Source organism: Bradyrhizobium sp. USDA 4454 (assembly GCF_054822705.1).
In genome coordinates this window covers 1,873,668-1,889,041 of the sequence record NZ_JBTRCN010000001.1, presented here as the reverse complement: position 1 = coordinate 1,889,041, position 15,374 = coordinate 1,873,668, and the positions used below count along the sequence as shown (strand labels likewise).

Genomic DNA, 15,374 nt, shown 5'->3' with positions numbered 1-15,374 from the left:
AGTGCTTGCCGTGCAGACCCTCAAGGCGGCTCTCGTTATGGCGACCGTCCTGGTCGCCCTGGTTTTCTCCATCCGTCCCGGCACGGCCGCGGACAGTAACCGCCTTGCCCTAACCATTTCGATCGACGGCGCGATCGGCCCGGCATCGGCCAGCTACGTGAAGGATGCGCTGGCCAAAGCGGCCGAGCGGCACGCCGAGATCGTCATCCTGCGCCTGAACACGCCGGGCGGTCTCAGCACCAGCATGCGCGAGGTCATCGCCGACGTGCTGGCCTCGTCCGTTCCCGTCGTCGGCTACGTTGCGCCCTCCGGCGCCCATGCCGCGAGCGCCGGGACCTATATCCTCTATGCGGCCCATCTCGCGGCCATGGCGCCGGGCACCAATATCGGCGCCGCGACGCCGGTGCAGATCGGGGGCCCGCTGCCGGGCCTGCCGGGCAGCACCCCGGACAAGGGCACCAAGGAGAAGGACGGCGGCAGCGCGTCGGAGACCAAGGACGCCATGACGGCGAAGGTGACGAACGATGCCGTTGCCTTCATCCGCAGCCTCGCCGAACTGCGCGGCCGCAATGCCGACTGGGCCGAGAAGGCGGTCCGCGACGCCGCCACCCTCTCCGCCAACGCCGCGTTGCAGGCCCATGTCATCGAATTCACCGCGCATGATACGGCCGGCCTGCTCAGGCAGGTCGATGGCCGCACGGTGGAGCTTGCCGGCGGCAAGACACAAGCTCTGGCGACCAGGGATGCCGTGATCGAAGCGATCGATCCGACCTGGCTCGCGCGCGTGCTTGCCGTCATCACCGACCCCAACATCGCATTCGTCCTGCTGATGGTCGGCATCTACGGCCTGATCTTCGAATTCATGTCGCCCGGTGCCGTGGCGCCCGGCGTGGTCGGCACGATTTGCCTGCTGCTCGGCCTTTACGCACTGAACATGCTGCCGATCAACTATGCCGGTTTCGCTTTGATGCTGGTCGGCATCGCGCTGCTCGCGATCGAGGCCTTCAATCCAACGGTTGTGATCGGCCTCGGCGGAATCGTCGCCTTCGTGCTGGGCGCCGCCATGCTGTTCCGAGTCGAGGCGCCCGGATACCGGTTGTCATGGTCGGTGATCGGCATCGTCGCGGCGATGTTCACAGGCCTCATCCTCGTCGTGCTCGGCGCGCTGCGCCGCGCGCGTAACGGCCCAATCCGGCTTGGCGCGCAGGCCATGCGCGGACTAGCGGCCGAGGTGCTCGACTGGTCCGAGACCACGGGCCACGTCTTCGCCAATGGTGAGCGCTGGCAGGCGCGGGGCACCGAGGCATTCAAGGCCGGCGAGACGGTCGAGGTCGCCAACATCGTCGATTTGACGCTGGTGGTGCGGCGTGCGCCGGCATCCGCCGGCGAAGGAGGTAAAGCATGATGCTTGATTATTTCACCTACGCGGCGATTGCGTTGCTGATCATCATCTTCCTGACCCAGGCGGTGCGCGTGCTGCGCGAATACGAGCGCGGCGTCATCTTCACGCTCGGCCGTTTCACCGGGGTGAAGGGTCCGGGGCTGATCATCCTGATTCCGGTGGTGCAGCAGCTGGTGAAGGTCGACCTCAGGGTGGTGGTGCAGGTGGTGCCGCCGCAGGACGTGATTTCGCGCGACAACGTCTCGGTCAAGGTCAACGCCGTGCTCTACTTCCGCATCGTCGATCCCGAGCGCGCCATCATCAAGGTCAGCGACTACATGGCCGCAACCAGCCAGCTGGCCCAGACCACGCTGCGCTCGGTGCTCGGGAAGCACGAGCTCGACGAGATGCTCGCGGAACGCGACCGGCTCAACGCGGATATCCAGGAGACCCTCGACAAGCAGACCGACGTCTGGGGCATCAAGGTCACCGCGGTCGAGATCAAGGATATCGATCTCAATGAAACCATGGTGCGGGCGATCGCCAAGCAGGCCGAAGCCGAACGGCTGCGGCGAGCCAAGGTGATCAACGCGATGGGCGAGCAGCAGGCCGCCGAGAAGCTGGTCGAGGCCGGCCGGATCCTGGCCCAGGAGCCGCAGGCGATGCAGCTGCGCTATTTCGCGGCACTGCATGACATCGCCGGCGAGCGCTCCTCGACCGTGGTGTTCCCGCTGCCGATGAACCTGCTCGATCATTTGACGCGACGAGGCGAGCCGGCGAGGTGATCGGAGTTGCTAATGTCCGTGATGCTTGGCTCGCCACGCTGGTCCCGCGCCGCGCATGTCGTGCGCCTCGGGCCGATAGGTGCCGATCGGCTCCTCGCCGATCCAGGCGAGGAATTTGAGCAGCCCGTCCGCGACACGGCACAGCAGGGCAGCGATGAATGTCACCGCGCCCATCTCAGTAATCCCATCTCTCGCCGAGCACGACCGGCGGGCGCGGATATCTTTCGGCATCGCCACCGGGCATGCCGACATCAAGGTGGGTCCGCGCCCACACCTCATGTCCGCGATGCAGCAGCAGCTCGTTGCGCAGCCGATGGATCTTGGCCGCGGCGATGGCGCGGTGAAGCGTCCTGAAGGCGAGACCAATCCGCCGGATGCTCCGCCGCAGCATCGCGGGCATCGCACCGGCCGAACCATGCCGCCGGACATCCTGTACATGGAGCAGGGTCATGTCCCACCTTCCTGGTGGCGACGCGCGAGCGCCGCGCCACACCAAAGATGCTGGGAAGGCCGTAGGAATTCGAGAGGGCACGCCGCGGTGCGGCATAGGAGCCGCATAAAGAAGGTCACCCCGCGTCGTGCCGGCCGGCACGGGCCGGAGCGCCACGCCCCTGCCCGTGTTGACCAGCGCGCATTCAGTGCTAGCCTTTTGGCAACCAATCGCATCAAGCGGGTTCGATGACCGAGGGTAGCGACCATGGACCTCGTATCGCCAACTACCGCAACCGCCGGGCCGGTCCCCCCTGATGGCGTGATCGCGGCAGGCGTCTATGTCGAGGGACGCCGCATCGCCAATATCCCAATCGATGAGGCCGCGAGCTGGCGCACCAAGCCGGATCACGTGGTGTGGATCGGCCTGCACGAGCCCGACATGACGCTGCTAAGCAGCCTGCAGCGCCAATTTCAGCTGCACGACCTCGCGATCGAGGACGCCGATCACGCGCATCAGCGGCCGAAGATCGAGCAATATGGCGATGCGCTGTTCATCGTGGCGCGCACCGCTCAACTCGACGGAGAGAGCATCGCATTCGGCGAGACGCATCTGTTCGTCGGCGAGGGCTACATCGTCTCGGTCCGGCACGGCGCCTCGACGTCCTACACGCCGGTCCGCGAGCGCTGCGAGAGCTGTCCGCGCGCGCTTGCCCGAGGCGAGGACTACATTCTCTATGCCATCCTCGATTTCATCGTCGACAATTACTCCCCGGTGCTCGAGACCATCCAGGAAGAGGTCGAGGCGATGGAGGCGGAGGTGCTGGCGAGCGCGATGACGCGGGCGCAGATCGAGCGGCTCTATCTGTTGCGGCGGGACCTGCTGCGCCTGCGCAACGCGGTCGGGCCACTGGTGGAGGTCTGCCGCAGGCTGGAGCGCGACGATCTACCAATGGTGCGCGCCACCATGCGCCCGCTGTTCCGCGACGTCACCGACCACGTCCGCACCATCCAGGAACGAATCGACTCGCTGCGCGAGGTGCTCGCCTTTGCGTTCGAAGCAAGTCTGCTGGTCGGTCAGGCGCAGGAAACGGCGATCTCCAAGAAGCTCGCCTCGTGGCTTGCGATCGTTGCCGTGCCGACCGCGGTTGCCGGCATCTACGGCATGAATTTCAAGTACATCCCGGAGCTGCAATGGGAATACAGCTATTTTGTCGTGATGGGCCTGATGCTGCTCGCATGCGGCGGGCTGTTCTGGCGGTTCAGGCGTTCCGGCTGGCTGTAGGCCGCGATCAGAACATCGCACCCATCTGATCCGGCGCAGAATGTGACGGCGCATCGCAGCCATGCCGCAAATCGCGACATTACGGACAATTTTACCCCTCGATCGGAAACGCGAGGGGCCGGTTTACGGTCGGCGGCAAGACCGGTAACCTCGCCTCCCAATGCGACGTGGAGACGCCCCATGCGGCCCAAAGATCAGACCAACTGGATGCTGACAGACGCGATCGAGGCGCTTGCCCGGGCGGAACGGTTGCACCAGAGTTTCCTGAACATCCACCCGCGCGCAGGCAGCAGCGAACCGAGCTGGGAACCGCCGATGGACGTGATCGAGACCGAGCAGGAGATCCTGATCCTGGTCGCGCTGCCGGGGGTCGATCCCGACGAGGTCGAGGCCGCGCTCGACGGCGGCACGCTGGTGATCTCCGGCCGCCGCACCTTGCCCGCTGAGCTCCGCAACGCCCGCATCCTGCGCCTTGAATTGCCGCAGGGCCGCTTCGAGCGCCGCATCGCGCTGCCGACCGGCCGCTACACCATCAGCCGCTTTGCCGCGCATGGCTGCGTCGGCCTGCGGCTCGGAAAATCGAGCTGAGGGATTTCGCCATGGCTGCATCAGATATATCAAGCCCGGCATCGACCTCGGCGGCGATCCCGAGCGATGCGATGATCATCGTCCCCGTCCGCAACACCGTGCTGTTTCCGGATGTCATCATCCCGATCACGATCGCGCGTGCGACCTCGATTGCCGCCGCCCAACAGGCGGTGCGCGAGCAGCGGCCGATCGGCATCCTGCTGCAGCGCGATCCCGAGACCAACGATCCCGGTCCAGACGGGCTCTACCGCGTCGGCACCGTCGCCAACATCGTGCGCTACATCACCGGCGCCGACGACAGCCATCATCTGGTCTGCCAGGGCGTGCAGCGCATGCGCGTGCTCGATTATCTGCCCGGCACGCCGTTCCTCGCGGCGCGCGTGCTGCAGATCCCGGAGCCGACCACCACCTCGCCCGAGATCGAGGCGCGCTTTCTCAATCTGCAGCGCCAGGCGCTGGAGGCCGCGCAATTGCTGCCGCAGACGCCGCCCGAATTGATCGCCGCGCTGCAAGGCACGACGTCGCCGGCAACGCTGGCCGACCTTGCGACCTCTTACATGGACATCAAGCCGGCGGAGAAGCAGGACATCCTCGAGACCATCGATCTCGTGGCGCGGATGGACAAGGTCTCGCGGCATCTCGCCGAGCGCATCGAGGTGCTGCGGCTGAGCCAGGAGATCGGGCAGAAGACCAAGGCGGTGTTCGACGAGCGGCAGCGCGAGGCCATCTTGCGCGAGCAGATGGCGACCATCCAGCGCCAGCTCGGCGAGGGCGACGGCAAGGCCGCGGAGGTCGCCGAGCTGACCAAGGCGATCGCGGATGCCAAGATGCCGCCGGAGGCCGAGGGCCAGGCGCAGAAGGAACTGCGCCGCTACGAGCGGATGCCGGAAGCGGCGGCCGAAGCCGGCATGGTCCGCAGCTATCTCGACTGGCTGATCGATCTGCCCTGGAGCCTGCCGGAGGAGAAGCCGATCGACATCTCCGAAGCGCGCAAGATCCTCGACCATGACCATTATGGCCTCGAGAAGATCAAGAGCCGCATCATCGAATATCTCGCGGTGCGCAAGCTCGCGCCCGGCGGCAAGGCGCCGATCCTGTGCTTCTTGGGTCCCCCCGGCGTCGGCAAGACCTCGCTCGGCCAATCGATCGCGCGCGCGATGGCGCGGCCATTCGTCCGCGTCTCGCTCGGCGGCGTGCATGACGAGGCCGAGATCCGCGGCCACCGCCGCACCTATATCGGCGCGCTGCCCGGCAACATCATCCAGGCGATCAAGAAGGCCGGCGCGCGCAATTGCGTGATGATGCTGGACGAGATCGACAAGATGGGCCGCGGCGTCCAGGGCGATCCGTCGGCGGCGATGCTCGAGGTGCTCGACCCCGAGCAGAACTCGACCTTCCGCGACAATTACCTCGGCGTGCCGTTCGACCTGTCGCGCGTCGTGTTCATCGCCACCGCCAACATGCTCGACGGCGTGCCGGGCCCGCTGCTCGACCGCATGGAGCTGATCAGCCTTCCCGGCTACACCGAGGATGAGAAGCTCGAGATCGCCAAGCGCTATCTGGTACGCCGCCAGCTCGAGGCCAACGGCATCAAGGCCGATCAGGTCGAGATCGATCCGGATGCGCTGCGGCTGATCATCAAGAGCTACACCCGCGAGGCCGGCGTCCGCAATCTGGAACGCGAGATCGGCAAGGTGCTGCGCAATGTCGCAGTGCAGATCGCCGAGGGCAGCACCAGCCACGTCACCATCGCGCCAAAGGATATCGTGGCGCTGCTCGGCCAGCCACGCTTCGAGAACGAGATCGCGCAGCGCACCAGCATCCCGGGCGTCGCGACAGGCCTGGCCTGGACCCCGGTCGGCGGCGACATCCTGTTCATCGAGGCCTCGCGGACGCCGGGCAAGGGCGGGCTGATGATCACCGGACAACTCGGCGACGTCATGCGCGAGAGCGTGCAGGCCGCGCTGACCCTGGTGAAAAGCCGCGCCTCCCAGCTCGGCATCGATCCTGTCGTGTTCGAGAAGAGCGACATCCACGTCCACGTTCCCGCTGGCGCGACGCCCAAGGACGGCCCGAGCGCAGGCGTTGCGATGTTCACCGCCCTCACCTCGCTGTTGACCGACCGCACCGTGCGCAGCGACACCGCGATGACCGGCGAAATCTCGCTGCGCGGCCTGGTGCTTCCGGTCGGCGGCATCAAGGAGAAGGTGGTCGCCGCCGCGGCCGCCGGCCTGACCCGGGTGATGCTGCCGGCGCGCAACAAGCGCGACTACGACGAGATCCCGGCCGGCGCCCGCGCCAAGCTCGAGTTCATCTGGCTCGAACGGGTCGACGAGGCGATCGCCGCCGCGCTGGAGCCCGCCAAGGCCACGTCTGCGGCGGCGGAGTGAGTGGCGGCGGCGGATGATGCTCCGCGTTGATCTCTCGCCCGGGGCTCACCCCTCTCCCCACCCTCCCCCGCAAGGGGGGAGGGAGCCCAACCGATGTGCTCACCTCACGTTACGCTGCGCAGAAGGCACAGACGGTGTTCGGATAGCTGCAAGGTCATGCACCGAGCACTGCGAGCACCAGCTAACTAGGTCTCGGACGGTCTGAGCACCGAATGTGTAAGGGAGGCACTGGCGGACGGGTTCCCTCCCCCCTTGCGGGGGAGGGTTAGGGAGAGGGGCGCCGCACGGCGTGCTCTCTCCAGCGAATGCAAGAGCGATGTCGCTCAGCTCTTGCCCATGCAATCTTCGATGTAGAACCAGCGATCGTCGCCGGTCAGGCCCTTCTGCTTCACCTCTTTGCGGCAGGCCTTCAGCTTGGGCCTGTTGGCGCTCCACTTCGCCTTCATGTCCTTCAGCTTCTGCATGGTGATCTTGACCTTCGACGGCTTGGCCTCGGTCGTGCTCTGGGCCGCTGCGGTGTGCAGCGAGCCGGCGAGAAGCAAGGCGGCCACAACGCAGCTTGCGGTACGATACATGGCTGAAAATTCCCTTTGATTATCCGTTGAATTGAACATGCCAGCGCAGTCGCACACGGGACGCAAGATGTCCCGCGCGCGACCGGTCTGCGATCAGAGGATTTTGACCGCGTTGAGCAGCGTCATGTAGACGCCCCAGGCCAGCGGAATGCCGACGAACAGCCAGAACAGCGCCGCCTTGACGTCGAGCCCGCCAAACCCGATGCCGTAGGAGCCGTGCGGGCCGGCCGCCGCGGCGCTGGCGCTCGCGTCTTGCAGCTTGGCGACCTCGGCGTCGCTCATGTGCCACTTCGAATCGACCGGCTTGATCAGGTAATTGCAGATCAGGCCCGCGACCAGCATGGCGCACAGGATGTACATCGTGGTGTTGTAGAGCTGGTCGCGCGGCACGCCGGCGGCCAGTTGGAATTCACGGATGTAGTTCACCACCACAGGACCGATGATGCCGGCGGTCGACCATGCCGTCAGCAGACGGCCATGGATCGCGCCGACGAACTGGGTACCGAACATGTCGGCGAGATAAGCCGGCACGGTGGCGAAGCCGCCGCCATACATCGACAGGATGACGCCGAAGCCGAGCACGAACAAGAGCTTCGATCCCATCGCGGCAAAGGTCGGCGCCAAGGCGTAGAGCACGATGCCGAGAATGAAGAACGTGTAGTAGGTGTTCTTGCGGCCGATCTTGTCCGACAGCGACGCCCAGAAGAACCGGCCGCCGATGTTGAACAGCGACAGCAATCCGGCAAAGCCGGCCGCGATCGCGGCGATCTGCGCCTTCTGTCCGGCATCGAGCTGGTTGAAGCCGACATTGGGCAGCCCGATCAGCTTGCCCGCAAAGATCTCCTGCAACATCGGCGAGGCCATGCCGATCACGCCGATGCCCGCCGACACGTTGAGGCACAGCACCCACCAAATCAGCCAGAACTGCGGCGTCTTGTGCGCATTGTCGAGATGGACGTTCTTGCTCGAGATCATCGCGTTGGCTTTCGCCGGCGGTGTCCAGCCCTCCGGCTGCCAGCCGGCCGGCGGAATGCGATAACGGAACGCTCCGATCATCATGAACACGAAGTAGATCGCGCCCATCGCGAGGAAGGTTTCCCAGACGCCGACCGAGGTCGGGGTCTTGAAATAGTTCATCAGCTTGTCGGCGAGCGGGGCGCCGATCATCGCGCCGCCGCCGAATCCCATGATCGCCATGCCGGTTGCCATGCCGCGGCGATCCGGGAACCATTTCACCAGCGTCGACACAGGCGAGATGTAGCCGAGACCGAGGCCGACACCGCCGATCACGCCGGAGCCGAGCCACATCAGCCAGAGCTGATGCGTGTAGACGCCCAGTGCGCCGATCACGAGACCGCCGGCCCAGCACAGGGCCGCGACGAAGCCGGCCTTGCGCGGACCGACCTTCTCGAGCCAGCCGCCCCAGATCGCGGCGGAGACGCCGAGCAGCACGAAGAACAGCGTATACATCCACCCCAGGCTCGCGACCTTCCAGTCGCAGGTCGTGGTGAACAGTTCCTGGATCAGCGAAATATCGGGGCACGCCTTCGGCGCGGTCAGCCCGATCGCGCGCGACAATGGCAGCCAGAATACCGAGAAGCCGTAGGCCATGCCGATGCACAGATGGATGCACAGCGCGGCCGGCGGCACCAGCCAGCGGTTGAAGCCGGCAGTCGCGATCGTGTGTTCCTTGTCGAGAAATCCTGCGCCTGCCGCGGATACGCGTCCGGCGCTGCTCATCGTCGTCATTGCAACCTCCCCTGCAGCCGCCGCTACGTCGGGCGCATCTGCGTCTTCGATCCCGTCTCAGCCCTTGCGGCAACCGTAGGCTCGGCTGCTCCGCACATTCCCTCGATGCGCCGGGACCAACCACGCGCTTTTTCGGAAATGCTAACCCCCGATACGACCGGATATGCCTGGCCGTGCTGCCCGATCAGGACGCAGGCCGATTCTTGTCCGTCCAAATGCCTACGTCAGGGCGCAGCTTCACCTGCACGACCCGGCGGAGATTATCAATTCGCGCAGAAGGGGAAATAGGTGTCGATAGGCAAAAGGTAGATATTCAGCTGCATCTAGCCTGTACGCGGCGATGCAGCATTTGATTTATCTATCGTTCCATTGATCTTCTCGATCAGGAAAACGATCCGGACATCGCTGCGTTCGGTGATCTCGACCTTGTCGCCGGTCTCCTGGATCAGGGCCGGGATATCGATCACCGAAAGCGGATCGGTACAGTGTACTTCGAGGAAATCTCCGGCCGCCACACCCTTGAGCGCCTTGCGTGTCTTCAGCGCGGGCAGCGGGCATTTCAGGCCGGTGAGATCGAGCTTGGTCGTTGTCATGGTCCGACCATGGCGAAGCCGTCATGTATCGTCAACGCACCACCTGCTCAGCTTTCGGCGGGCGCCGACGCGCGCACGTCGTCGATCGGGATCGCGGCGCGCAGCATCAATTCGGCAACGTCCTCAATGTCGTCGAGATGCACGACCGGCAGCGTGGTCTTGACGGCAACGTCGCTGGCGATCCCGACCACGCGCGGGTCATCGGGAAACAGCAGCGGCTTGCCATTGGCGGCGCGATACACCTCGACCTTGTTGACCGGCTCGCGCTTGAATCCCTCAACCACGACCAGATCGACGGGCGCCATCTTGGCGAGCAATGCGGGCAGCCGCGGCTCGGCGGCGCCGCGCAGCTCGTGCATCAGCGCCCAGCGCCGCGTCGAGGACACCAGCACCTCGGTCGCGCCGGATTGCCGGTGCACCCAGGAATCCTTGCCGGGCACGTCGACATCGAATTCGTGATGGGCGTGCTTGATCACGGAAACCCGCAAGCCCTGCCCGAGCAGATGGGGGATCACCCGCGACAGCAGGGTGGTCTTGCCGGCACCGCTCCATCCCGCGAGGCCAATCACTTTCATACGCGTCTCCGAAGGCACTTAGCGTCCAATGCTGCTTATATCAGCGTTGAGGCCATGTCATGCCAGCTGCGCCGGCGGGTGACGAGCGACTGGTCCCCTAGTGGAGCGCCAGCGGAAACTCCTGGAGCAGTTGCGACCACAAACACAGCGAACGCGACCAGGCGCCAAGGCGTGCAACTCGGCAACCTGCCGATGGGACGAGCAGCCAGGGCGGCAGGAAGAACAGTCCGAACACCATGCCGAGCGGATACACCGCGAGCCATCGGAAGCCGCTGCCATCGCCACCCGGTGGGCGATGGCGTTGGGGGGCGTAAAGCCAGCACAAAACGCCGACTGCCGCGATTGGGCTCATCCCGCGGCTCGTTATCCTGCAGGAATCAACCGGCCCGCTGACCGACCGGCCGTCCCGGCCTGGCAGGTCTTGCTGATTGGCCCTCTCTAGGGGGCTTGCCGCGCACCCGCTTCCGCGGGCGTTGCGCATCAGCCGCCAGCACTTCTTCCAGTGTCGTGTTCCTAAAGCGAAGCCTTCTAGACATCGCATCGCTCCCTGAACGGGTGGCAGCCCCATCAGTCGTTCAGCCACCGGCCCCGCGACCGGGTTCATGTCGGTGACCCAAGGATAATCAGCGACGGAGCGCTTTGCTCCAAGAAAACGGTCGCCCTCCGCCCACGTCACCGGCCAACCTGCTATCCAGCGGATATACCTCGAAGTTTCCAATGCGTGGGACGGCCGGAACACGATAATATGAAGCGCTGGAGGATCATCCATGCCTCGCTCGCCTTCGATCGTGCCGCATCAAGTCGACCACGACACCTATCTGGTGCTGAACGATTTCGGCCGGCTTGGCCGTGCCTGGTGCGAAACCGAAGAGGAAGGCTCCGACCGGAAAACGCTGATCCGCCGCCTGCTGGATGACCAGTACAGCCATCCGGTCCGCATCGTGGCCTTCAATACCAGCGAGGGATGGTCGCGCGACGTCACGACCGACATCGCCGACGAGCTGCGGCGCCGTTTCGTCGAATACGATGAAGTTCCGAGCTCGGTGCGGCAATTCGTGGAAATGGCGATGCGGCACTGAGCCGGATCGCCATCGGCCCATGATCCCGTGCCCGCGGGGCCCGAACCCCAAGCAAACCCAGATATCCCAACGAGATAAATGGGTTATTCGGCTCCCACCGCCGCCCCATAAGGCAATATTAACAGCATCTGCCTTACCTGTTCTCCCGGTGAACGGGAGATCCGACCAGTGCTCAATCGTGATGCTGTACGAGATGCCATAGGCGCCAGGAACCGAGTCCTGATCACCGCGATCTTTTTGGCATCGGGCGCGGCATCCCTGATCCTTCAGGTGCTCTGGTTCAAGCAGCTGCAATTCGTGCTGGGCAGCGCGACCGTCTCGGTCAGCGTCACGGTGGCAAGCTTCTTCTTCGGTCTTTCCCTGGGCAGCGCCCTCGGCGGCCGGGTCGCCGACACGGTCAGCCGCCCCCTGACGATCTACGGCTTTCTCGAACTCGCCCTCGCGATCGTTTCCCTGGCAGTGACGGCATTGCTGTCGCATTGGTCGACATGGGTGGGCTGGCTGTCGCCGATGCTGGATCTGGAGTCGCCATTGCGGTTGCCTCTGATGGTCGCGCTGTCGCTCGCCATCCTGTCGCTGCCGACCATGTTGATGGGCGCGACCCTGCCCTTCCTGGTGAAATTCCTGACCCGGACGCAAACCGATTTGGCCAACCGCATCGGCCTGCTCTACGGCTTCAACACCCTGGGCGCCGCCATTGGCACCCTGACCGTCGGCTTTGTCCTGATGGGCCTGTGCGGCATCACGGGATCAAGCCTGGTTGCGGCGGCGCTGTATCTCTGCGTCGGCGGCGTGGCCCTGCTGGTCGCGCGCAGCGCAAGCCCGATCGTTGCGGTCACGGCAACCGTGCCGGTGCCAACCGCCGCGCCGGCGCACGACAGGACGTCGATCCTGATCGCGATTTTCGCATGCTCCGGTTTTGTCTCGATCGCCTATGAAGTGGTCTGGTTCCGCTTCCTGACCAATGTCAGCACGTCGAGTGTCTACGCATTCTCAGGCATGCTCGGCGTCTATCTGCTGGGGCTCGTGATCGGCGCCCTGATCTGCGCCAGGCTGCTCGCCCCGCGCAAGGATCAGTTGCTGCGATACTTGGCCGTCACGCAGCTCTTGATCGCAGTTGCGGCCACGCTGACCGTCGCAATCCTCGGCAAGGCGCGCACCGTGGGCGTAACGCTGTCTCCGATCGTCTCGGGCTTCATGCCAGTCCAGGTGCAGGAGCTGCTGGGCGGTGACGTTCCATTCTTCCTCATTTGTGCCATCGCCCTGCTGCTGCCGACCACGCTGATCGGCATCAGTTTTCCGCTGGCCAGCGAACTGACCGTGATGCAGATGAACGCGCTCGGCCGCAGGATCGGCACGCTCTACGCCTTGAACACGATTGGCGGCGTGCTGGGCTCGCTGGCGGCGGGGTTTCTCCTGATCCCCTATCTCGGCAGCCAGGGCGCGCTCACCGCACTGATTGTCCTCAACGTCCTGCTGTTTGTCGCGACGACCCTGTCGCAACCGGATATTCTGAGACAACGCACCCTGTGGCGGCAGGGCGCGATCGCCGCCAGCATCATCGCCGCATCGCTGCTGCTGCTCACCCCGCATTATCTGCAGCGGGTGCTGACCGCGATCGAGGGCGGCGATGTGCTCGAATTGCGCGAAACCAAGCAGGCGACATTCGCGGTGGTCGAGTATCGCGAGAAGGCGGCGGGCACCTATCAGCAGCTGGTGGTGAATTCGAAGAGCTATGCCAACAACCGCCCGGAGGGCCGGCGCTACATGGCCGCGATGGGCCACTATCCCGTCCTGCTGCACCAGGGCCCGGTTAAAACCGCGGTCGTGATTTGCATCGGGACCGGAACCACGGTGGGTGCTGTCAGCACCCACCAGGAATTGCAATCCATCGACGCGGTCGATCTGGCCTCGACGGTGTTCGAGGTCGCGCCGCATTTCGTGCCGATCAACCAGCAGTTCTATCAAAACCCCAAGGTCCATCAGATCGTCGCGGATGGGCGCCACTTCCTGCTCGGGACCAAGGAGAGCTTCGACGTCATCACCCTCGAGCCGCCGCCGCCGCACGACGCCGGCGTCATCAACCTCTACACCGAGGAATTCTATGCGCTGGCGAAGCAGCGAATGCGTCCCGGCGCCGTGCTCGCGCAATGGGTTCCGCTGGATTTCAACCGCGGCATCCTGCCGAAGATGATCCTCAAGGCCATGATGGGCCAGTTCAAGCATGTCTCGCTCTGGCTGCCGTCCAGAATGGAAGGCGTGGCCATCGCCTCCGACGAACCCTTGACGATCGATCCGCGCACGCTTGCGATGCGGATGTCGAAGCCCGGTGTGGCCGACGACCTGACGGCAAACGGCCTGGGCGAGCCCGAGGATTTTCTGGCGACATTCATCGCCGCCGATGCAAAGCTCGCAGCCTTTGTCGGGGATGTGCCGACCCTGACCGATGACCGGCCGCGCCTCGAATATTACAACTGGTATCCGCTGAGCCCGATCAGCGTCGATGAATTGAAGCGCCTGCGCGAGCCGGTGGAAGCCTATCTCGCCGGCACGCGCATCGACGAGGCCCGCCTCGACACCGCGCGCACCGTCGCCAATGCGATCCTGGATGAGCACAAGGCGACCGCTGACGGCGACGCCTCCGCCGCCCGCGCCGCACTTCGCCTCGCCGTCAAGCTCGACCCCGACAATTCCTATGTCGGCTTCCTGGACCGCAAGCTGCACGAATGATCAGGTAAGCCTCAGGCCGCGAGAATGCGGATGTTTGACTCGCGCGCCACATACTCACCGCCGTCCCGGCGAAGGCCGGGACCCATTACCCCAAATCTCCATGTTGCGCGATGCTGGGGCTGCGAATCCCGTTCACCACCGAATGCTGTGGTTATGGGTCCCCTGAGTTCACAAACGAAGTGCAACACTTCCGACTGGAGGTGTTGCGATGGGCCGGACTTACAAGCAGCTGTCACTGGACGAGCGATGCGAGATTGCCAGACTTTCGGCCAATGGGGCCTCGATCCGGCAAATCGCTGCAGCTTTGGATCGCCCGCCATCAACGATCTCTCGGGAGATGAACCGTAATCATGGCGTTCAGGCCGGCTACAAGGCCGACTATGCCCAGCAACGGATGCGAGCGCGGCGCTGGACGGGCGGACGCCTCGAACGGGAGCCCGTCCTGCGCCGCGCGGTGTTGGATGGCCTTCGCCGTGGCTGGTCGCCCGAACAGGTCGCCGGCCGGCTGGCCATCGAGCATGGACGCAAGGTGATCTCCTACGAGAGCATCTACCGCTTCATCTATGCCCAGATCAGACGCACCACGGACGGCAGCTGGCGGCACTATCTGCCACGCGCCAAGAGCAAGCGCGGCCGCCGTGGCAAGCGGGGCGGAAGTCCCGCAAGCTTCATCGAAGGCCGTGTTTCCTTGGATAAACGGCCCGTCGAGGTCGCCGATCGCAACACTCCCGGCCATTGGGAGGCCGATCTGATGATGTTCTCCAAATACCGTCAGCAGATCCTGGCCGTGCACGAGCGCACCTCCCGCCTGCTGCTCGGCGTCCGCCTCCCAAGCAAGCTCGCTTCCGGTGTCGCAAGCTATCTCGTGCGTCTGTTCAAGGCGCTGCCAGAGCAGATGCGCCAGACCGTCACCTTCGACAACGGTACCGAGTTCGCATCTCACCTTTCCTTGCAAAGCCTCTTGATGAAGACCTTCTTCTGCGATCCGCACGCCCCCTGGCAGAAAGGTGGCATCGAGAACGCCATCGGTCGCATGCGCCGCTTCATCCCGCGCAAAACCGATCTCGACAAGCTCCCAACCCGACGCCTCAGCAAGTTCATCGCCGCATACAACAACACCCCGCGCAAATGCCTTGACTTCAGGACCCCAGCGGAGACCTTTGCTGCTCAAGTGTTGCATTTCGAGTGTGAATCCACCTCCCGGCCTGCGCCGGG

13 protein-coding genes and 1 pseudogene are annotated in these 15,374 nt (G+C 64.7%); 8 read left to right on the top strand and 6 right to left on the bottom strand.

The window, feature by feature from the left end; genetic code table 11:
- Nucleotides 1-10 precede the first annotated feature (10 nt).
- Nucleotides 11-1,405: an NfeD family protein gene (locus ACVIW0_RS08525; protein WP_461351913.1), complete on the top strand. Its 1,395-nt coding sequence runs from the start codon at nt 11-13 to the stop codon at nt 1,403-1,405.
- Complete coding sequence (locus ACVIW0_RS08520; RefSeq protein WP_461351912.1) at nt 1,402-2,166, top strand: slipin family protein; 765 nt, start codon at nt 1,402-1,404, stop codon at nt 2,164-2,166. The genes ACVIW0_RS08525 and ACVIW0_RS08520 overlap by 4 nt, the downstream gene beginning before the upstream one ends.
- Nucleotides 2,167-2,175: 9 nt before the next feature.
- Here the strand turns inward: ACVIW0_RS08520 and ACVIW0_RS08515 are convergent, their stop codons facing one another.
- Nucleotides 2,176-2,340, bottom strand: coding sequence for a hypothetical protein (locus ACVIW0_RS08515; protein WP_461351911.1), 165 nt, complete (start codon nt 2,338-2,340; stop codon nt 2,176-2,178).
- Between the two features lies 1 nt (nt 2,341).
- A complete protein-coding gene (locus tag ACVIW0_RS08510; protein ID WP_461351910.1) occupies nt 2,342-2,617 on the bottom strand; it encodes a hypothetical protein in 276 nt (91 codons plus the stop codon).
- A gap of 246 nt (nt 2,618-2,863) precedes the next feature.
- Here ACVIW0_RS08510 and corA point away from each other — a divergent pair, with 246 nt between their 5' ends.
- The 3 genes from corA to lon all read left to right on the top strand — a co-directional run bounded on the left by corA (nt 2,864) and on the right by lon (nt 6,858).
- Nucleotides 2,864-3,880 carry a magnesium/cobalt transporter CorA gene (gene corA, locus ACVIW0_RS08505; RefSeq protein WP_461351909.1) on the top strand — a complete coding sequence of 339 codons (1,017 nt, stop codon included), beginning with the start codon at nt 2,864-2,866 and terminating at the stop codon, nt 3,878-3,880.
- 180 nt (nt 3,881-4,060) lie between these two features.
- On the top strand, nt 4,061-4,468 hold the full coding sequence (locus ACVIW0_RS08500; protein ID WP_461351908.1) for an Hsp20/alpha crystallin family protein: 408 nt from the start codon (nt 4,061-4,063) through the stop codon (nt 4,466-4,468).
- Between the two features lie 11 nt (nt 4,469-4,479).
- Nucleotides 4,480-6,858, top strand: a complete 2,379-nt coding sequence (lon, locus tag ACVIW0_RS08495; protein ID WP_461351907.1) for an endopeptidase La — start codon at nt 4,480-4,482, stop codon at nt 6,856-6,858.
- Between the two features lie 323 nt (nt 6,859-7,181).
- Here lon and ACVIW0_RS08490 read toward each other — a convergent pair whose 3' ends face one another.
- The 4 genes from ACVIW0_RS08490 to mobB form a co-directional block, all read right to left on the bottom strand.
- Nucleotides 7,182-7,433 carry a hypothetical protein gene (locus ACVIW0_RS08490; RefSeq protein ID WP_461351906.1) on the bottom strand — a complete coding sequence of 84 codons (252 nt, stop codon included), beginning with the start codon at nt 7,431-7,433 and terminating at the stop codon, nt 7,182-7,184.
- A gap of 93 nt (nt 7,434-7,526) precedes the next feature.
- Entirely contained in the window at nt 7,527-9,182 is a 1,656-nt protein-coding gene (locus tag ACVIW0_RS08485; protein WP_461351905.1) for an OFA family MFS transporter, read from the bottom strand.
- Nucleotides 9,183-9,505: 323 nt separating this feature from the next.
- Complete coding sequence (locus ACVIW0_RS08480; RefSeq protein WP_461351904.1) at nt 9,506-9,775, bottom strand: sulfurtransferase TusA family protein; 270 nt, start codon at nt 9,773-9,775, stop codon at nt 9,506-9,508.
- A 47-nt stretch (nt 9,776-9,822) separates the two neighbouring features.
- Nucleotides 9,823-10,350 carry a molybdopterin-guanine dinucleotide biosynthesis protein B gene (mobB, locus tag ACVIW0_RS08475; RefSeq protein WP_461351903.1) on the bottom strand — a complete coding sequence of 176 codons (528 nt, stop codon included), beginning with the start codon at nt 10,348-10,350 and terminating at the stop codon, nt 9,823-9,825.
- Nucleotides 10,351-11,117: 767 nt separating this feature from the next.
- Here mobB and ACVIW0_RS08470 point away from each other — a divergent pair.
- From ACVIW0_RS08470 to ACVIW0_RS08460, 3 genes and pseudogenes are all read left to right on the top strand, one after another.
- Nucleotides 11,118-11,429 carry a hypothetical protein gene (locus ACVIW0_RS08470; RefSeq protein ID WP_461351902.1) on the top strand — a complete coding sequence of 104 codons (312 nt, stop codon included), beginning with the start codon at nt 11,118-11,120 and terminating at the stop codon, nt 11,427-11,429.
- A 270-nt stretch (nt 11,430-11,699) separates the two neighbouring features.
- Nucleotides 11,700-14,159, top strand: a complete 2,460-nt coding sequence (locus ACVIW0_RS08465; protein WP_461351901.1) for a fused MFS/spermidine synthase — start codon at nt 11,700-11,702, stop codon at nt 14,157-14,159.
- Between the two features lie 208 nt (nt 14,160-14,367).
- Nucleotides 14,368-15,357 (top strand): annotated as a pseudogene (locus ACVIW0_RS08460) (IS30 family transposase); the annotation flags it as partial.
- Nucleotides 15,358-15,374: the final 17 nt, after the last annotated feature.